20 protein-coding genes and 1 pseudogene are annotated in these 16,735 nt (G+C 54.3%); 9 read left to right on the top strand and 12 right to left on the bottom strand.

Going from position 1 to position 16,735, the window contains the following annotated elements; all coding sequences use genetic code 11:
- The first annotated feature begins 152 nt into the window (after positions 1-152).
- Entirely contained in the window at positions 153-1,256 is a 1,104-nt protein-coding gene (gene folE2 / locus DS901_RS11745; protein ID WP_181820859.1) for a GTP cyclohydrolase FolE2, read from the top strand.
- A 619-nt stretch (positions 1,257-1,875) separates the two neighbouring features.
- Here the strand turns inward: folE2 and DS901_RS11740 are convergent.
- Both DS901_RS11740 and DS901_RS11735 read right to left on the bottom strand, forming a co-directional pair.
- Positions 1,876-2,331 carry an SRPBCC domain-containing protein gene (locus DS901_RS11740; RefSeq protein WP_113777141.1) on the bottom strand — a complete coding sequence of 152 codons (456 nt, stop codon included), beginning with the start codon at positions 2,329-2,331 and terminating at the stop codon, positions 1,876-1,878.
- On the bottom strand, positions 2,332-2,643 hold the full coding sequence (locus DS901_RS11735) for an ArsR/SmtB family transcription factor (RefSeq protein WP_113777140.1): 312 nt from the start codon (positions 2,641-2,643) through the stop codon (positions 2,332-2,334).
- A 132-nt stretch (positions 2,644-2,775) separates the two neighbouring features.
- On the opposite strand from DS901_RS11735, the gene DS901_RS11730 reads away from it, so the two are divergent.
- From DS901_RS11730 to DS901_RS11710, 5 genes are all read left to right on the top strand, one after another.
- Complete coding sequence (locus tag DS901_RS11730) at positions 2,776-3,396, top strand: ATP-dependent Clp protease proteolytic subunit (RefSeq protein WP_113777139.1); 621 nt, start codon at positions 2,776-2,778, stop codon at positions 3,394-3,396.
- 124 nt (positions 3,397-3,520) lie between these two features.
- Complete coding sequence (gene clpX / locus DS901_RS11725; RefSeq protein WP_113777138.1) at positions 3,521-4,789, top strand: ATP-dependent Clp protease ATP-binding subunit ClpX; 1,269 nt, start codon at positions 3,521-3,523, stop codon at positions 4,787-4,789.
- Between the two features lies 1 nt (position 4,790).
- Complete coding sequence (locus DS901_RS11720; protein ID WP_113777137.1) at positions 4,791-5,171, top strand: RidA family protein; 381 nt, start codon at positions 4,791-4,793, stop codon at positions 5,169-5,171.
- Positions 5,172-5,222: 51 nt separating this feature from the next.
- Positions 5,223-5,606 (top strand): NADH:ubiquinone oxidoreductase subunit NDUFA12, encoded by a 384-nt coding sequence (locus DS901_RS11715; RefSeq protein ID WP_113777136.1) that lies wholly within the window; start codon positions 5,223-5,225, stop codon positions 5,604-5,606.
- Between the two features lie 13 nt (positions 5,607-5,619).
- A complete protein-coding gene (locus DS901_RS11710) occupies positions 5,620-6,072 on the top strand; it encodes a DUF2155 domain-containing protein (protein WP_113777135.1) in 453 nt (150 codons plus the stop codon).
- Here the strand turns inward: DS901_RS11710 and aat are convergent.
- The 10 genes and pseudogenes from aat to DS901_RS11665 all read right to left on the bottom strand — a co-directional run bounded on the left by aat (position 6,036) and on the right by DS901_RS11665 (position 14,487).
- Positions 6,036-6,677 carry a leucyl/phenylalanyl-tRNA--protein transferase gene (gene aat / locus DS901_RS11705; RefSeq protein ID WP_113777134.1) on the bottom strand — a complete coding sequence of 214 codons (642 nt, stop codon included), beginning with the start codon at positions 6,675-6,677 and terminating at the stop codon, positions 6,036-6,038. The two genes, DS901_RS11710 and aat, sit on opposite strands and share 37 nt — an antisense overlap.
- Positions 6,678-6,728: 51 nt before the next feature.
- Positions 6,729-8,078: an acetyl-CoA carboxylase biotin carboxylase subunit gene (gene accC, locus DS901_RS11700; RefSeq protein ID WP_113777133.1), complete on the bottom strand. Its 1,350-nt coding sequence runs from the start codon at positions 8,076-8,078 to the stop codon at positions 6,729-6,731.
- 9 nt (positions 8,079-8,087) lie between these two features.
- Positions 8,088-8,579: an acetyl-CoA carboxylase biotin carboxyl carrier protein gene (gene accB / locus DS901_RS11695; protein WP_113777132.1), complete on the bottom strand. Its 492-nt coding sequence runs from the start codon at positions 8,577-8,579 to the stop codon at positions 8,088-8,090.
- A 119-nt stretch (positions 8,580-8,698) separates the two neighbouring features.
- The gene (locus tag DS901_RS11690; RefSeq protein ID WP_113777131.1) at positions 8,699-9,058 is read right to left on the bottom strand and encodes a hypothetical protein; all 360 of its coding nucleotides are present in this window, start codon (positions 9,056-9,058) and stop codon (positions 8,699-8,701) included.
- A gap of 120 nt (positions 9,059-9,178) precedes the next feature.
- Positions 9,179-9,928 carry an ABC transporter ATP-binding protein gene (locus DS901_RS11685; RefSeq protein ID WP_113777130.1) on the bottom strand — a complete coding sequence of 250 codons (750 nt, stop codon included), beginning with the start codon at positions 9,926-9,928 and terminating at the stop codon, positions 9,179-9,181.
- A 78-nt stretch (positions 9,929-10,006) separates the two neighbouring features.
- Entirely contained in the window at positions 10,007-10,141 is a 135-nt protein-coding gene (locus tag DS901_RS19150) for a hypothetical protein (protein ID WP_404932351.1), read from the bottom strand.
- A 105-nt stretch (positions 10,142-10,246) separates the two neighbouring features.
- Positions 10,247-10,765 (bottom strand): annotated as a pseudogene (locus DS901_RS11680) (ATP-binding cassette domain-containing protein); the annotation flags it as partial.
- Between the two features lie 12 nt (positions 10,766-10,777).
- The gene (locus tag DS901_RS11675; protein WP_113777128.1) at positions 10,778-11,977 is read right to left on the bottom strand and encodes a branched-chain amino acid ABC transporter permease; all 1,200 of its coding nucleotides are present in this window, start codon (positions 11,975-11,977) and stop codon (positions 10,778-10,780) included.
- 4 nt (positions 11,978-11,981) lie between these two features.
- Complete coding sequence (locus DS901_RS11670; RefSeq protein WP_113777127.1) at positions 11,982-13,013, bottom strand: branched-chain amino acid ABC transporter permease; 1,032 nt, start codon at positions 13,011-13,013, stop codon at positions 11,982-11,984.
- A 127-nt stretch (positions 13,014-13,140) separates the two neighbouring features.
- A complete protein-coding gene (locus tag DS901_RS11665; protein WP_113777126.1) occupies positions 13,141-14,487 on the bottom strand; it encodes a substrate-binding protein in 1,347 nt (448 codons plus the stop codon).
- Positions 14,488-14,708: 221 nt separating this feature from the next.
- On the opposite strand from DS901_RS11665, the gene DS901_RS11660 reads away from it, so the two are divergent.
- From DS901_RS11660 to DS901_RS11650, 3 genes are all read left to right on the top strand, one after another.
- On the top strand, positions 14,709-16,013 hold the full coding sequence (locus DS901_RS11660) for a helix-turn-helix domain-containing protein (RefSeq protein WP_113777125.1): 1,305 nt from the start codon (positions 14,709-14,711) through the stop codon (positions 16,011-16,013).
- Positions 16,014-16,094: 81 nt separating this feature from the next.
- Positions 16,095-16,463 carry a response regulator transcription factor gene (locus DS901_RS11655; RefSeq protein ID WP_113777124.1) on the top strand — a complete coding sequence of 123 codons (369 nt, stop codon included), beginning with the start codon at positions 16,095-16,097 and terminating at the stop codon, positions 16,461-16,463.
- Positions 16,460-16,729 carry a hypothetical protein gene (locus DS901_RS11650; RefSeq protein WP_113777123.1) on the top strand — a complete coding sequence of 90 codons (270 nt, stop codon included), beginning with the start codon at positions 16,460-16,462 and terminating at the stop codon, positions 16,727-16,729. Before DS901_RS11655 ends, DS901_RS11650 begins: the two co-directional genes overlap by 4 nt.
- The last annotated feature ends 6 nt before the right edge of the window (positions 16,730-16,735 follow it).

Raw genomic sequence — 16,735 nt, 5'->3', positions numbered from 1 at the left:
TTATGGTCGGGGCTGAACACGCGATATGCGAATAGGGCGAACCCATGACTGATCCGAATTTAGATGTGCTGCGTATCTTTCAAGAGATGGTCAACAAGAGCGAGGCCGCACCGGCACGTCCCGGCGCGGTATCCGCACAAGGAGAGTCTGAAATGAATGTACATCTGCCTGATATGGCTGAGATGCCAACCCGCCACGATGCCGAAGCGGCACTGGCAGTGTTGCGCCGTTGGGCCGCGGATGTGACCGCCGAAGAGGTTGCTACGCTTGATCCGTTGGTATCGCGTCTGATCCCGGGGCAAGAGGTGTCAAACTATCCGGCCCTCGCGCGCGCCTACCCGGATGCGTTTGAGGTGGATGAAAGTTACCGTGCGACAATGCCGGACCTGCAAAACGGCCCATCTAGCCTGATCAAAGGGGCCAAGCAGCAGATCCAACATGTTGGAATTTCGAATTTTCGCTTGCCGATCCGGTTCCAAGTCCGCGACGGTGGTGATCTGACGTTGGAAACGTCGGTCACAGGGACCGTATCGCTAGACGCGGAAAAGAAGGGTATCAACATGTCCCGGATCATGCGTACTTTCTATAAACACGCCCAAGAAACTTTTAGCTTCGAGGTGATTGAACGGGCATTAGACGCCTATAAGGCTGATCTGGATAGTTTTGACGCGCGTATCCAAATGCGGTTTTCCTTTCCAATACAGGTGGAAAGCCTGCGGTCTGGGCTGTCTGGCTATCAATATTACGACATTGCGCTGGAACTGGTTGAAACCGACGGTGTGCGCAAAAAGGTCATGCATCTGGACTATGTGTATTCATCGACATGTCCTTGTTCGCTTGAATTGTCAGAGCACGCGCGCCAGTTCCGCGGGCAGCTTGCCACGCCGCATTCGCAGCGATCCGTTGCGCGGATTTCGGTGTTGCTCGCGCCGGGTAGCGACTGCCTCTGGTTTGAGGACCTGATCGAGGCGGCGCGCGCCGCCGTCCCGACAGAGACCCAAGTGATGGTCAAGCGCGAGGACGAACAAGCCTTTGCTGAACTCAACGCCGCCAATCCGATATTTGTCGAAGATGCGGTGCGCCTGTTTACCGAAAGTATGCAAGCGGACGCGCGGATTACAGATTTTCGGGTAATCGCCAGCCACCAAGAAAGCCTGCACAGCCACGACGCGGTATCTGTGCTGACCGAAGGCGAGACATTTGCCAGCGAAAGCCTTGACCCGAAACTGTTCGGGACATTGTTTCATGTGGGGTAATCTTTAGCGTTTCTGTCGTAAAGTTGTGGCCTTTACTTACCTCGGTAGGACAAGCAAAATTTGGAAATGGGCAGCAACAATTGTGTCGGTAGAATTTAGGTTTGGTAGGTAATGATCCCAAATGAAGAGCAATTGACCCGGCAAAAACGTTTGGTGCGTAGTCTTGCGATTCTTGGTCTTCTTCTTGCAGGCGTGATGATTTTGCCAAATGTGGTGATACGGCAAACCGAAACGGTAACGGTCTTATCTAATGATGTTGCGCGATCATGCAGATCTGATCGAAGATTTCTGGGGCCAAGGCGTCATAGATCCAGCGGGCCGTCGGCAGGGTCTTCATGGCTCGACTATTGCGGCCTCGTTGTCTCTGATCACGGCAGTTTTGAACTGCCTGAGACTACTTGGGTTCCTTGGTTCGGCCCTAATAGGGAAGAGTTGTATGACCTGCTAACAGTCGGTTGCCAGTACCGTATTGTAGTTTCAGGTCCGGGAACCGCATTGAAACCCGGTGGCGGGCTATCGCCCCAAAACCGTGTCCTGCGAAGCGCTGTTCCTGTTGGTGAATGTATCTAATCCTATTTCAAAGATGGCCTTCCACACTTATGCGCGAGGATGGTATCGCTCACGCGGTCACTTTCACCGCCCCGCAGTAGCATCCCAAAACCATGTCCCAACTCGTCACATAGCTTGTGCTGACCGCATCTGCGAGCGGGCCTAGGATGTCGAAGCCGCCGTGGGTGAGGTCGACTTTCGTGCCGCCATTGGTGCTTTTGAAACTGACCGACACCACTGTGGCTTCGGCTTCGGTTTTGCCCGGATGCCACGTGAACGACAGATACGCGCCGGGGTCATAGGCGATGATTTCGCCCCAGATGCAGGTTTCGCCATCTTTTTTGGTTTCAATAATCCTGCCGCCTTTGTGCTGTTCAATGTAGATTTGACGCGGGGTTTTGCCGTCGCTGGCCGATACGGAATGGGTCCCGCCGGGCCACCAGCTGTCGATTCCATCGGTGAAAAGGGCAAAGGCTTCATCGGGTTTCAATGGTACGTTGACGATTTTGTGGATTGGATCGTTCATCTATTGTCCTTTTGCTTTTTCATGGGCCGCGCGGGCAAAAGCGCTGAGCGCATCATCCCACAGGCTATCCAGATATTTACGCAATGCGTCGACGCCGTCGGGGGCGATCGCATAAAGCCTGCGGTTCCCCGATGGTGTGACCGTCAATAACCCTGCATCTGATAGCACGCGCAGGTGTTGGCTGACGGCGGGGCGGCTGATGTTCATGCCATTTGCGATGGCGCCGACCGCCATTGGGCCCTCGCGCAGGCGGTCGATAATGACGCGGCGGGTGGGGTCAGCGAGGGCGGTGATTGCATGTTGGTATGTCATGGCTTACCGTAAGTCACGGCTTACGATTCGTCAAACGTTTCGTGCCACCCTTGAAGCCCCTGCCGGGTGTCACTAAGACTCTGTCAGGACTTTTGAATTAGGACAGAGCTGTCCCAGAGTGAGGCACTACATATGCAAGACCCCGTCGAGACCTACATGAACCTTGTCCCAATGGTCGTTGAACAGACCGCCCGGGGTGAACGCGCCTATGATATTTTTTCGCGCCTGCTGAAAGAACGGATCATTTTTGTGAATGGCCCCGTGCATGATGGCATGAGCCAATTGATCGTGGCGCAGCTGCTGCACCTCGAATCAGAAAACCCGAAAAAAGAAATCAGCATGTACATCAACAGCCCTGGTGGCGTTGTGACCTCTGGTCTGTCGATTTATGACACGATGCAATACATCAAACCCAAGGTTAGCACGCTGGTGATCGGGCAGGCGGCGTCGATGGGCTCGCTCTTGCTGACGGCCGGGCATCAGGGCATGCGATTCTCTTTGCCTAACAGCCGTGTGATGGTTCACCAGCCGTCAGGCGGGTATCAGGGCCAAGCAACGGACATCATGATCCACGCGGCTGAAACCCAAAAGCTGAAAACACGTTTGAACGAAATCTACGTCAAACACACCGGAAACACGCTGAAAAAAGTCGAAGCGGCGCTTGAACGCGACAACTTTATGTCGCCCGAAGAGGCGAAAGATTGGGGCTTGATTGATGAAATCGTCGAGAACCGCGAAAAAGCTGAAGATTAAGTACGATGAAAACGTGACCCTTTCCGGGGCATTTTGACATTGTGGACCTTGCCGGGCTGCCCTAAACTTGCGATAGGGCAGCCCGACTTTATGTTTGACGGGCCAATAGGCCAAGGGGTTTGAGATGGCGACTACGACCGGAAACGACAGCAAAAACACGCTTTACTGTAGCTTCTGTGGCAAAAGCCAACATGAGGTGCGCAAGCTGATTGCGGGACCAACCGTGTTTATCTGTGATGAATGCGTTGAATTGTGCATGGACATCATCCGCGAGGAAACAAAAACCGCGGGCCTGAAGGCTGGCGACGGTGTTCCAACCCCAACTGAGATTTGTACGGTTCTTGATGATTATGTCATCGGCCAGATGCATGCCAAGCGCGTGCTGTCGGTGGCGGTGCATAACCACTACAAGCGCCTGAACCATGCCGATAAATCCGATATTGAGCTGGCGAAATCCAACATCATGCTGATCGGCCCAACGGGCTGTGGTAAGACTTTGCTTGCACAGACTTTGGCGCGGATTTTGGACGTGCCGTTTACAATGGCCGACGCTACCACATTGACCGAAGCAGGCTATGTTGGTGAAGACGTTGAAAACATTATCCTAAAGCTGTTGCAAGCGTCTGAATACAACGTTGAGCGCGCACAGCGTGGCATCGTCTATATTGACGAGGTCGATAAAATCACCCGTAAGTCAGACAATCCATCGATCACGCGTGATGTGTCGGGCGAAGGCGTTCAGCAGGCACTGCTGAAGATTATGGAAGGCACCGTTGCCTCTGTACCGCCGCAAGGTGGCCGCAAGCATCCGCAGCAGGAATTCTTGCAGGTCGACACGACCAACATCCTGTTCATCTGTGGCGGTGCATTTGCCGGACTCGACAAGATTATCGCACAGCGCGGCAAAGGCACCAGCATGGGCTTTGGCGCCGATGTGCAAGACGTTGATGTGCGTGGCGTGGGCGAAGTATTCCAAGATCTCGAACCTGAAGATCTGCTAAAGTTTGGTCTGATCCCTGAATTTGTGGGCCGTTTGCCTGTGATTGCAACGTTGACTGATCTTGACGCGGATGCGTTGATTATCATTCTGACACAGCCAAAGAACGCATTGGTTAAGCAATACCAACGCCTGTTCGAACTCGAAGACACAAAGCTGACGTTCACAGATGACGCGCTATCGGCCATCGCTGCACGTGCGATTGAACGCAAAACAGGTGCACGTGGTTTGCGGTCGATCATGGAAGATATCTTGCTTGATACGATGTTTGACCTGCCGGGCATGGATACCGTGACCGAGGTTGTGGTGAATGAAGAGGCTGTCACATCCGATGTGGCCCCACTGATGATCCACGACGAAGGTAAGAAAGCCAAAGAAACGGCTTCGGCAAGCTAAGATGAAGCGGATCAAATCGGGCGGCATTTTCGAAGATAAGGTCGGATATTGCCGCGCGGTTGTGGCCGATGGGTGGGTGCATGTCGCTGGTACCGTGGCGCCGGGTGATGATGTATCTCCCGATATCGTGGATCAGTGCCGTGCGGCGCTTGCTGTGATCGAAGATGCCTTGGCCAACGCAGGGGCAAGTTTCGCAGATGCGGTGCGGGTCAATTATGTGGTGCCCAACCCAGCTGAATTCGAAGCCTGCTGGCCAGTGTTGGCCCAAACATTTGGTGCAAACCCGCCGGCCGCAATGATGATTTCATGCGCGCTTGTCGATCCGAAATACAAGATTGAGATTGAGCTGACCGCATATCGCGCAGCGCTCAAAGCAGACTAGACCTTTCTGCCGATTTGAGGCATGCAGTGGTAACACAATCGGAGACGTGACATGAGCCTGGGTCATAACATCAAACGCATTTTTACCTGGTGGGATGGCCAGTCCTTTGGGACGCAGCTTTGGACCAGCCGCAACGGCACGAAAGTCGGCGAAGATGCACAAGGCAATATTTTTTATCGCAACGCAGACGATAGCCGCCGCTGGGTGATTTATAACGGCGAAAACGAAGCATCGCGCGTCGGTCCCGAATGGCATGGCTGGCTGCACCACACGTGGGATGATGCCCCGACAGAGGTGGCGATTGTGCACAAGCCTTGGGAACAACCGCATCAGGAGAACCTGACGGGGACTGCTGCGGCTTACGCGCCTGCCGGTTCCATCCGCAAGGCGCCCCCCGCTGTTCGCAGCGATTACGAGGCATGGACGCCGGAATAGGGCGGACTGTGTGATGTTGAAGCCTTTTTCATTCGTTTTATTGGCAGCATTTTACGCACCAATCGCTGCGCTTGCGCAGGATGATGGGCTCGATCTATCGGGGCTGTTGCAAGATGACGATGCCGATACGCAAGGGTTTGACTCCGTACAATCCCAAAACAGCGAAGTCGCCGTGACCGCTAGCGCAGGCGTTGTCCGTGTGCTGGACAAGCTAACAGGCGATCATGTCGATCTGACACTGCAGTCTGGTGAAATGGGCGGTCTGGGGTTTTTGCAAGTTACCTTGAATGAATGCCGCTATCCTGTCGATAACCCATCGGGTGATGCCTATATCAGTCTTGTCATTCGCTACCGCAGTGACGCGGAACCCGTTTTCTCAGGCTGGATGATTGCATCATCGCCGGCGCTGAACGCGATGGACCATCAACGCTACGACGTCTGGGCGTTGCGCTGTATCACGTCCTGAGCGGACGGAACGGCATCACCCGACAGGTTGAACGATGCAGGGCGTTTCAAAGCATCAGCAAGCAGCATGTGATAAGTCGCGCGCGTGACTTCAATCGCGCCAAGGCTCGCAAGATGATCCGTGATGAATTGGGTGTCGCAAAGCGTGAACCCACCGATATGCAAACGATCCACCAAGTAGGCCAATGCAACCTTGGACGCATCCGTTGCCTGACTGAACATGCTTTCGCCAAAAAATGCAGCCCCAAGAGCGACGCCATATGCGCCGCCTACAAGACGACGGTCCTCCCAGACTTCGACCGAATGCGCGTCGCCCCGCGCGTGCAGGGTCGCATAAAGGTCGAAAATGGTGCCGTTGATCCATGTTTCATCGCGGTCAGCGCAGCCTTGGACAACCTTGGTAAATGCGGTGTTAAAGCTGATTTTAAAATGCCCGCGGCGTAAGGTCTTTGCGAGGCTGCGTGAAATACGAAACCCATCGAGCGGCAGTACGCCGCGCATCTTTGGGTCGACCCAAAACAGCGCCGGGTCGTCACGGCCTTCGGACATGGGGAACACCCCTTGCGCGTAGGCTGATAGCAGTAATTCTGCGGATAAATCTTGCATAAAGTTGCACCAAGAAAAACGCGGTCCGAAATTTCGGACCGCGTTTCTAGTCTAGCCGTTCAGGTTTTCTTCGAGCCAATGCTCTAGCCAGTGAATGTTGTATTCGCCAGTTTGCACGGCATTCTCGTTCAGCAGCGCGTGGAACAGTGGAATCGTCGTATCGACCCCGTCCACGATTAGCTCGTCCAACGCACGGGCAAGGCGCGCCAATGCCTCGGGGCGATCACGACCATGAACAATTAACTTCCCGATCAAACTGTCGTAATATGGCGGGATACGGTAGCCGTCATAAAGCGCACTATCCATCCGCACACCAAGCCCACCGGGGGCATGGTATTGCGTGATGGTGCCGGGGCAGGGCGCAAAGTTGGGTAGTTTTTCTGCGTTGATCCGCACCTCGATGGAATGCCCACCGATTTGCAAATCATCTTGCGTGAACGACATTGGCATGCCGGATGCCACACGCAGCTGTTCGCGCACCAAATCGACGCCAAAGATGGCTTCTGTGACCGGGTGTTCGACTTGCAAACGCGTGTTCATTTCGATGAAATAGAATTCATCGTTCTCAAACAGGAATTCGATGGTACCCGCGCCGATATAGTTGATTTTTGCAACCGCATCCGCACAGACCTTACCGATACGGTCGCGTAGCTCTTGGGTGATGCAGGGGCCGGGTGCCTCTTCGAGCACCTTTTGGTGACGCCGTTGCAGTGAACAATCGCGTTCGCCAAGATGTACAGCGTTGCCTTTGCCATCACCAAAAACTTGGATTTCGATGTGGCGCGGTGTGGTCAGGTATTTTTCAATGTAGACTTCATCATTGCCAAAGGCGGCTTTGCCTTCGGCACGTGCCGAATGAAACGCTTGTTCCATATCAGCGGCTGTTTGCGCCACTTTCATGCCGCGTCCGCCGCCACCTGCTGTCGCCTTGATGATGACAGGGTAGCCAATTTCAGCACCGATACGCTGCGCGTCTTTCAACGTCGGCACGCCGCCGTCCGACCCGGGGACACAAGGCACGCCAAGGGCTTTCATAGTGTCCTTGGCGGTGATTTTGTCACCCATGGTGCGGATGTGTTCGGCTGTGGGGCCGATGAACGTCAACCCGTGGTCTTCAAGCGCCTGCACAAAGCCTGCGTTTTCCGATAAAAATCCGTACCCGGGGTGAATCGCTTGTGCGCCCGTGATTTCACAGGCGGAAATGATCGCTGGGAACGATAGATAGCTTTGTGCTGATGATGGGGGGCCGATGCAGATGGCCTCATCCGCCATGCGCACATGCATCGCGTCGGAATCGGCTGTGGAATGCACCGCAACAGATTTGACACCCATTTCGCGGCATGCACGTACGACGCGCAGCGCAATTTCACCGCGGTTGGCAATAAGAATTTTGTCGAACATGGGCAGCCCCTATTCGATGATCACAAGAGGGGCGCCAAATTCAACGGCGCCGCCGTCTTCGACCAAGATGCGTTTGATCGTGCCAGACCGTGGCGCGGGAATGTGATTCATTGTTTTCATCGCCTCGATGATGAGCAATGTGTCGCCTTCGTTGACGGTTGCGCCAACAGCCACGAATGGGGTCGCACCGGGTTCGGCGGCCATATAGACCGTGCCCACCATAGGTGATGTGACTGCGCCGGGGTGGCTCGCCGGATCTGATGATGCTTCTGGGGCCGCTGCGGCGGCGGCAGGGGCCATCGGTACTGCTGCGGGAACCGCAGGAGCGGCGACAGCGGCTTGTACAACTGTCTGCGTTTGACGGCTGACGCGCACATTCAAACTATCGTTTTCGCCGTAATCGCGTTTGACCTGCAATTCGGTCAAATCGTTGTCGCGTAATAGCTCTGCAAGAGCCTGAATAAAGCTGACATCGCTGTCGTGAGAGGTTTGTTTGCTCATTATATCCTCGGCCGTTGCCCTGAATTCGCTGGGTTTTGCGACGTAACGTCACAATGCGTAAGAGTTCTTATAGGGCAAGCCAGCCGGAGGGGGAAGCGCAGCAATATGAAAATGCTGCGTTATGCCGTTTTTGGTAGGCCCTCAACTGTCTGTGGGCTGTCGTTGGCGGCAGTCTCCAAAGATGATAATTCGGATGCGGGCTTTGTCGGCGCATCGTCGTCATCGTAAGGGAGCATCGGGACACTGTAAGGGCGTAGAACCCGTTCTGGCGCCTGCATAGAAGAGTCTTTTTCTGAAAAACTGGTACCCGCTAACTTGGCATTCACAATTGGTGCGATAAACGGTTTCTGAGCGAGCGCAGTGGCCGACCGATCAAGCGCCGCTATCGTTGGCACCTTCGTGTCGACAGTCTGCGGGATGGGTGTGACAGGGGCAACTGTCGCGACAGCTTTTGGAGTGGTGAGTGGGGTAATTTCCATAGTGGTGACCTCGCATTTGCCAAAACGGCTTGCGCATAGAATCGCGCTTGGAGATTACCAAAGCCTTAACAAAGGCGCGTCAGATGTTTGAAAACTGGTTCAAACATCTGACGAATTTTCTTAGATTGCGAGGTATTGTGCCCGCAATTCGTCGTTCTCAAGAACTTCTTCGGCAGAGCCGTCAAACACAACGGTACCGGTGTCCAAGATCACCGCGCGGTCCGCGAGCTTCAGGGCAGCAACAGCGTTTTGTTCAACAATCACGGTTGTGATGCCCTGATCACGAATGATGCCCAATGTCTTGGCAATTTCTTGCACGATGACGGGGGCCAGACCCTCGTATGGCTCGTCAAGCAACAACACCTTAATGTCGCGGGCAAGGGCGCGGGCGATTGCCAGCATTTGCTGTTCACCACCAGAAAGCGTCACGCCTTCTTGCTTGCGGCGTTCACCAAGACGCGGGAACAATTCGTAAAGACGTTCCAACGACCAGCCGTGCGGGGGTGCGATTTGCGCAAGTTGCAGGTTTTCTTCCACGGTCAGGCCGGGAATGATGCGACGATCTTCGGGTACGAGCGAAATGCCTGCTGCCGCTGCTTGGTGGCTTTTCATTTCGTGCAGCGGCTGATGGTCAAGCCAGATTTCGCCGTGGGTGAGGGCAGGGTCATCAAGCCGCGCGATGGTGCGCAGCGTTGATGTCTTGCCAGCTCCGTTACGTCCCAGCAGCGCGAGGATTTCACCCTCGTGGATGTTGAAGCTGACGTTTTGTACGATGTAACTTTCACCGTAGTAAGCTTCGATTTCCCAAACGCTGAGGAATGCTGGGTGCGTCGCGGCGTTGTTCGCATGTTTATTGAAAGGTTTGTTCATGGTATTCTCCGGGGTGCCAAGCTTTCGTGAAAGCCTGTGGCCAATTCCGGTGAACGAAATTGGCCGCTGGATGAAGGATTAGACCTGAGCTTCGCCAAGATAGGCTTCGCGCACTTTTGGGTGGCCTTTGATGTTTTCAGGCGTGTCTTCGACAAGGGGGGTGCCCTGCGCCAAAACAGTGATCCGTTCGGCCAAAGAGAACACAACGTTCATATCGTGTTCAATAATGGCCATGGTGATCCCACGTTTCGCCCGGATTTCTTTGAGCAAAGCGATCGTGTTTTCCGTGTCAGCCCGCGCCATCCCGGCTGTTGGCTCATCAAGAAGCAACAGCTTGGGGTCTTGAACCAGACACATTGCCATTTCCAGACGCCGTTTGTCGCCGCGCGACAGGCTAGACGTAACCATGTCGCGTTTTTCTAACATGTTCACGTCTGCCAACATTTCTTCGGCTTGGGCACGAATGCCTTTTTCCGCAAAAATGCTTTCCACCGCGTGCATCCGGAATGCGCCATCTCGTTTGGCAAAGCAGGGGATCATCACGTTTTCAAACACGGTCAGATCGGTGAAGATTTCGGGTGTTTGGAACACCCGGCTTATCCCCATCTGGTTAATCTCGTGTGGCTTGCGCCCCAAGACTGACTGCCCGTCAAACATCACTGACCCACTGTCGGGGATCAGTTTGCCGACCAAGACGTTCAGCAAGGTTGACTTGCCCGCCCCGTTTGGCCCGATGATTGCGTGCACCGTGTTTTCTTCAACGCTTAGGTTCACGTCACCCAGCGCTTGCAGGCCACCAAACCGTTTGTTGATGCCTTTGACTTCAAGGATTCCCATATCCGTTTCTCCTTATTCGGCAGGTTTGCTGGCGCCAGGATTGGCGTCATCGGTTTTCTTGCGCTTCAAGGCAGCGGCGATTTTCTGTCCACCTTGGACAAGCCCACCAGGCAGGAAGATCACAACAAGCATGAACACGATCCCAAGGGTCAGGTGCCAGCCTTTGCCCACGAATGGGTAAATGATGGTGACCACAAAGTTTTCCAGCCCATCTGGCAAGAAACCGAACCATTCGTGCAGCACTTGGCTGTTGATCTTTGAGAAGATGTTTTCAAAGTATTTGATCATACCTGCGCCAAGAACTGGACCAATCAACGTGCCCGCACCGCCAAGGATTGTCATCAAAACAACCTCACCAGACGCGGTCCACTGCATCCGTTCCGCACCAGCCAGCGGATCCATAGAGGCCATCAGACCACCCGCAAGCCCAGCATACATGCCAGAGATCACGAAGGCAGCAAGCGTATAGGGCCGTGAGTTCAGCCCGGTATAGCTCATCCGGGTTTGGTTTGACTTAATCGCGCGCAGCATTAGCCCAAACGGTGACCGGAAGATCCGGATCGCCATGTAGAAAGACAACACGAGGATCAAAGCGGCAAGATAGTAGCCAACGTTGAATGTGAATGCCCAAGCACCGACTGTCATCTCATAGGATGCGCGCATTTCAAGTCCGAACAAGGCTGGGACTGGGATGTTCCCGCTGGCCGTTTGTGCTGCACCCAAGATCCGCGGATCATCAAGCGCCAGTTGCAGACCCGTTTCACCACCGGTGATTGGTGTCAGAACCGAATAGGCCAACGCAAATGACATCTGCGCAAAGGCCAACGTCAGGATCGAGAAGTAAATCCCAGAGCGACGTAGCGAGATATATCCGATGACGAATGAAAACAGGCCCGCGATGATGACGCTAAGGACGATCGCTGGAAGCACGTTCATGCTGAGAAGCTTGAACATCCAGACCGCAGAGTATGAACCCACACCCAAGAAAGCAGCGTGCCCAAATGAGAGGTATCCGGTCAGGCCGAACAGGATGTTAAACCCGATCGCAAAGATACCAAAGATCACAAAGCGTTGCATCAGATCAGGATAGCCCGCGTTAAACTGGGCCATCTCTGACCCCGCAGGGAACGGGTTCAGGATGATGGGTGCAAATAGTGTCAGGCCAATGACAATAAGAAGCAGCCGAAAGTCTTTCTTTTCGAGACCAAGCATTGGCTTATTCCTCCATCACGCCTTTGCGACCCATCAGGCCACGCGGACGTGTTAATAGAATGATAATTGCGACCAGGTAGATGATAACCTGGTTGATTCCTGGCAGGTTGCTGACCGCCCAAGCAGTTGAGGCGAAGCTTTCGAGGATACCCAAAAGGAACCCAGCCGCGACCGCACCGGGGAGCGACCCCATACCGCCCACAACAACAACCACGAAACTCAGCACGAGGAAGTCCATGCCCATGTGGTAGTTTGGTGGGTTAATCGGTACGTACATGACCCCCGCGAGGCCTGCGACGGCCGCCGCAATACCAAACATGATGGTAAACCGCTTATCGATGTCGATGCCCAACAGCCCAACTGTTTCACGGTCAGCCATGCCCGCACGCACAACCATCCCGAAGGTGGTGAACCGCAAGAAGGCAAAGACAGCGCCGATGATCACGAGTGAGAAGAAGAAGTACACGAGGCGCCAGTAAGGATAGATGATCGCGTTCGCGTCAAATCCAAGCAACAACCCGAAGTCATAGCTGCCCTTAAAGGCGCTTGGCGCAGGTGTTGGGATTGGGTTCGCACCGTAGTAATATTTGACGACCTCTTGGATCACGATGGCAAGGCCAAAGGTCACAAGGATCTGGTCCGCATGTGGGCGCTTATAGAAGTGCTTGATCAGCCCGCGTTCCATGATGAAGCCGATACCGATCATCACAGGTGTGGCAAAGAGAAGCGACAGCGGCACAGCCCAGTCAATGATCGCATCGCCTGTGGCGACACCGAACCAATCATGGACGTAGGGAACGTCGACTTGCAGGGGGTTCCCCAAAAAGTCAGTCCGCGTCTCATCCACAACTTTGTGGCTGAGGCTTAAGAATTTACTAAGAGTAACGGCACAAAATGAGCCGAGCATGAAGAGCGCGCCATGCGCGAAGTTTACAACGCCAAGCGTCCCAAAAATAAGCGTAAGCCCGAGCGCAATAAGTGCATAAGCTGACCCTTTATCGAGCCCGTTAAGGATTTGCAGTATGAACTGGTCCATGAGGTGACCTCTGATCGGTTAAATGTTGGCGGGATACCAAAAGACATACCGCTGCCCCTAAGGGCGCAGTTTCCTGTCGATGTGACAGGCCACCACGTGATGTGGTGACCTGAAATTTTTTGGTGGTTTACGCGCCTGGGTTACATGTACCCAATGCGCCGCCTTGGAACTGCGGGTGGTTCGGGTCATATGTGACCTGATCCGCAGGGGTGACTTCAACGATCTCGAGCAAATCGAATTCGTTTTCAGGGTTTTCTTTACCCTTCACGACCAGCACGTCTTTGAAGCACTGGTGGTCGTCGCCACGATAAAGTGTCTTGCCGTTGCCCAAGCCATCGAATTCATAGTCTTCGAGAGCTTCTGCAACCGCACATGGGTTGAACGAGCCAGCCCGTGTAACCGCATCCGCATACAGCAGCGTTTGCACGTAAGTTGTGTGTGCAGCCTGCGATGGTGGGAAGCCGTATTTTGTGCCGAATGACTGAACGAATGCTTTAGAGCCTTCGTCTTGCAGCGACCAGTGCCAGTTGGTTGAACCAAAGATGCCTTTCACGTTAGCACCCGCACCACGCGCCATAAGGCGAGAGTACAGTGGAACAACGATTTCAAAGTTCTGGCCGTTGGCTTGTGCTTCACGCAGACCAAACTGAACAGCGTTGGTCAGTGAGTTCACCATGTTTCCGCCGTAGTGGTTCAGAACCAGAACGTCGGCACCAGAGTTCAGAACTGGCGCGATATAAGATGAGAAGTCAGTCTGTGTCAGCGGTGTTTTCACAGCGTTCACAGTTTCCCAACCGATTGCTTCCGTTGAAGAGCGGATCGCTTCTTCAGTGGTGTAGCCCCAGTTATAGTCAGCTGTCAGGTGGTATGCTTTACGGTCATTGCCGTAGTTCGCAGCCAAAACAGGCGCAAGTGCCGCACCAGTCATATAAGAGTTAAAGAAGTGACGGAAACCGTTGGCCCGCTTATCTTTACCTGTTGTGTCGTTCGAGTGGGTCAGACCCGCCATGAAGATCACACCAGCTTCTTGGCATAGTGCTTGAACAGCAACAGCCACACCAGATGAAGACCCTCCAGTAATCATGATGGCGCCGTCTTTTTCGATCATCGAACGGGCAGATGCACGCGCAGCGTCAGACTTTGTCTGTGTGTCACCAGTGACGTACTTCACTTCGCGGCCCAAGATACCTGTGCCGTCCAGAACTTGTGATGAGAATGTTGGCAGCATGCCGCCGTCACCGCCGCCGTTCAGGTGCTCAACAGCAAGCTCATACGCACGCAGTTCGTCTGCGCCCTCGTCCGCGTATGGGCCTGTTTGTGGCACGTTGAAGCCAAGGACGACTTCGCTGTCGCCTGGCGCGTTTGTAAAGCCAGCATGTGAATCCGCGCGTAGATACGTCGGAAGCGCAAGACCAGCACCGGCAATTGCACCGGTTTTCAGCACGCCGCGACGTGAGAAATTCGATTTTGACATTAGTTTCCTCCCTAAAGGTTTTGTGCCGCTTGATCCACGAGGGACCCTACAGCTTGTACGTGTACGTACACGACCATTGTTGGGGGCAGGGGGTGTTCAATCAACAAACCATTGGGGCGACTTGCTTAATTTGTAAAATTCTGTACAAGCTTTTTTGCGAGGCTGTAAACCCGTTATCCCGCAGGTGCAGAAAGCATTTGAAAGCATTAAGGTAATTTCCCATGCCTACCCAACGACTGACCGGAGCCCGCATCCGCGAAAAGCGGCTTGAACAAGGTTTGCGCCAAGCCGCCGTCGCCGAAGCCGTTGGAATTTCTCCCTCTTATTTGAACCTGATTGAACACAATCGCCGCAGAATCGGCGGTAAGTTGTTAACGGATATCGCCCGTCTTTTGGGCGTCGATGCGTCATTGTTGACAGATGGGGCCGACAGGAACTTGCTGGACCAGATGCGCAGCGCAGCTGCCACATTTGAAACCGAAGCCGAGATCGCACGCACCGATGAGTTTGCGGCTCGCTTTCCTGGGTGGAGCGCTTTGATCGTAGCCCAAGCCCGCCGGATCGCCGCACTTGATGAACATATGGCTGCGCTTACCGATCGCATCGCCCATGATCCTCAGCTTGCCAATTCTCTGCACGAAGTAATTTCGGCGGTGACGTCGATCCGATCATCAGCGTCGATCTTGGTGACCCAAGACGAGCTCGACGCGGATTGGCAGCGCCGATTTCACGAGAACATTCACAAAGATAGCTTGCGGCTTGCGACGAGTAGCGAAGCATTGGTCGCCTATCTCGAGGCGCCAGAAACTGAAGTCGATGTCGCGCAATCGCCCTTTGAACAGGTTGAAAGCGCCTTAGCGCGGATGGGTTTCCATGTTTCTGCTCTCGAGGCTGGGACAGCTGATACCCTTGAGGTCGCCCGTAACATGGGGCTGATTGGCCCTGCGGGGCAGATATTTGTCGATTACGCGGCGCAATATATGGCGGATGCGCGTGCCTTGCCCCTGACCGTTTTTGTTGATGCGTATCATGCACTTGATTACGATCCGGCGCAATTGGCGCGAAAGTTCAATGTTGATTTTGCCGCGGTCCTGCGCCGGTTGGCGAGTCTGCCTGCCGATGCCGGGCATCCTGCAATGGGGCTAGCCATCGCGGATGTGTCCGGCGCGCTGACCTTCCTTAAGCCGGTGCCGGGGTTCAACTATTCACGCCGCAACGGGGCCTGCCCGCTATGGCCGATTTTTGGCGCGCTGAGCCGGCCAAACCAACCCGTCCGTGCCGAAGTATCCTTGCCCGATGCAGCACAAACACGCTTTATGTGCTATGCGATTGCGACGCCCCAAGGCGCGCAGCAGTTTGATGTCACCCCGGTCTTGCAAAGTACGATGTTGGTGGTTTCCGACCCGCCCGAAAGCAAGTCCGACCCAATCGCAGTCGGTGGTTCGTGTCGCATTTGTCCGCGTCCTGATTGTACAAGCCGCCGTGAGCCTGCGATAATTGGTATCAATACAGCAGCAGGGCTTTGACTTCGCCCCATAATCCCCCGATACTCGGTACTAGGGAGGCTGCCTTTTCGGGGGGAGTAAGACAATTGGGGAGTTGATGAGATGGGCAAACGTGTCCTTCTGATCGAGGATGAGCCGAATATTCTTGAGGCGATCAGTTTTATTTTGTCCCGCGATGGCTGGACAGTGCACACCCATGAAGATGGGGAAACGGCAATCCAAAAGGTCATTGGGTTTCCGCCCGATATGATTATTCTTGATGTGATGCTGCCGGGACGCAGCGGGTTTGATATCCTGCGTGAGCTGCGCGAGACTGAAACCACAAAAGACATTCCTGTCATGATGTTGACGGCACGTGGACAAGAAAAGGACCGCGATTTGGCAATGCGCCTTGGTGCCAATCATTTCATGACCAAACCGTTTTCAAACGCAGATGTGCGCGACCATGTGCGTAGTTTGATTGACGCATGAGCAACGGCCTCAAGTCCAAGATATTTCTTGAACAAGCGGGCTACCGTCAACGGCGATTGCGCGATGCGCTGCGGTTTTGGCCGATATTTGGTTGCATTTTGTTGGTCATCCCATTGTTATGGAAGCCTGACGCAACTGATCATGCGCTGGACGCGCGTGCGCTAATCTATGTGTTTGGCGTTTGGGCGCTATTGATTGCAGTGACCGCGATCATGGCACGCGGGCTGCGCGTTGACGATGTACCTGATCCCACCCCGAAACCCTGAGCGCGC

This window comes from Loktanella sp. D2R18, from assembly GCF_003318235.1.
Classification (GTDB): Bacteria; Pseudomonadota; Alphaproteobacteria; order Rhodobacterales; family Rhodobacteraceae; genus Yoonia.
This window is presented reverse-complemented; position numbering and strand designations above follow the sequence as displayed.

Bases quoted from the DNA above. Each gene is read 5' to 3' on its own strand.
- folE2 (WP_181820859.1), top strand. From the start codon at position 153: ATGAATGTACATCTGCCTGATATGGCTGAGATGCCAACCCGCCACGAT.
- DS901_RS11740 (WP_113777141.1), bottom strand. From the start codon at position 2,331: ATGAACGATCCAATCCACAAAATCGTCAACGTACCATTGAAACCCGAT.
- DS901_RS11735 (WP_113777140.1), bottom strand. From the start codon at position 2,643: ATGACATACCAACATGCAATCACCGCCCTCGCTGACCCCACCCGCCGC.
- DS901_RS11730 (WP_113777139.1), top strand. From the start codon at position 2,776: ATGCAAGACCCCGTCGAGACCTACATGAACCTTGTCCCAATGGTCGTT.
- clpX (WP_113777138.1), top strand. From the start codon at position 3,521: ATGGCGACTACGACCGGAAACGACAGCAAAAACACGCTTTACTGTAGC.
- DS901_RS11720 (WP_113777137.1), top strand. From the start codon at position 4,791: ATGAAGCGGATCAAATCGGGCGGCATTTTCGAAGATAAGGTCGGATAT.
- DS901_RS11715 (WP_113777136.1), top strand. From the start codon at position 5,223: ATGAGCCTGGGTCATAACATCAAACGCATTTTTACCTGGTGGGATGGC.
- DS901_RS11710 (WP_113777135.1), top strand. From the start codon at position 5,620: ATGTTGAAGCCTTTTTCATTCGTTTTATTGGCAGCATTTTACGCACCA.
- aat (WP_113777134.1), bottom strand. From the start codon at position 6,677: ATGCAAGATTTATCCGCAGAATTACTGCTATCAGCCTACGCGCAAGGG.
- accC (WP_113777133.1), bottom strand. From the start codon at position 8,078: ATGTTCGACAAAATTCTTATTGCCAACCGCGGTGAAATTGCGCTGCGC.
- accB (WP_113777132.1), bottom strand. From the start codon at position 8,579: ATGAGCAAACAAACCTCTCACGACAGCGATGTCAGCTTTATTCAGGCT.
- DS901_RS11690 (WP_113777131.1), bottom strand. From the start codon at position 9,058: ATGGAAATTACCCCACTCACCACTCCAAAAGCTGTCGCGACAGTTGCC.
- DS901_RS11685 (WP_113777130.1), bottom strand. From the start codon at position 9,928: ATGAACAAACCTTTCAATAAACATGCGAACAACGCCGCGACGCACCCA.
- DS901_RS19150 (WP_404932351.1), bottom strand. From the start codon at position 10,141: ATGAACGTTGTGTTCTCTTTGGCCGAACGGATCACTGTTTTGGCGCAG.
- DS901_RS11675 (WP_113777128.1), bottom strand. From the start codon at position 11,977: ATGCTTGGTCTCGAAAAGAAAGACTTTCGGCTGCTTCTTATTGTCATT.
- DS901_RS11670 (WP_113777127.1), bottom strand. From the start codon at position 13,013: ATGGACCAGTTCATACTGCAAATCCTTAACGGGCTCGATAAAGGGTCA.
- DS901_RS11665 (WP_113777126.1), bottom strand. From the start codon at position 14,487: ATGTCAAAATCGAATTTCTCACGTCGCGGCGTGCTGAAAACCGGTGCA.
- DS901_RS11660 (WP_113777125.1), top strand. From the start codon at position 14,709: ATGCCTACCCAACGACTGACCGGAGCCCGCATCCGCGAAAAGCGGCTT.
- DS901_RS11655 (WP_113777124.1), top strand. From the start codon at position 16,095: ATGGGCAAACGTGTCCTTCTGATCGAGGATGAGCCGAATATTCTTGAG.
- DS901_RS11650 (WP_113777123.1), top strand. From the start codon at position 16,460: ATGAGCAACGGCCTCAAGTCCAAGATATTTCTTGAACAAGCGGGCTAC.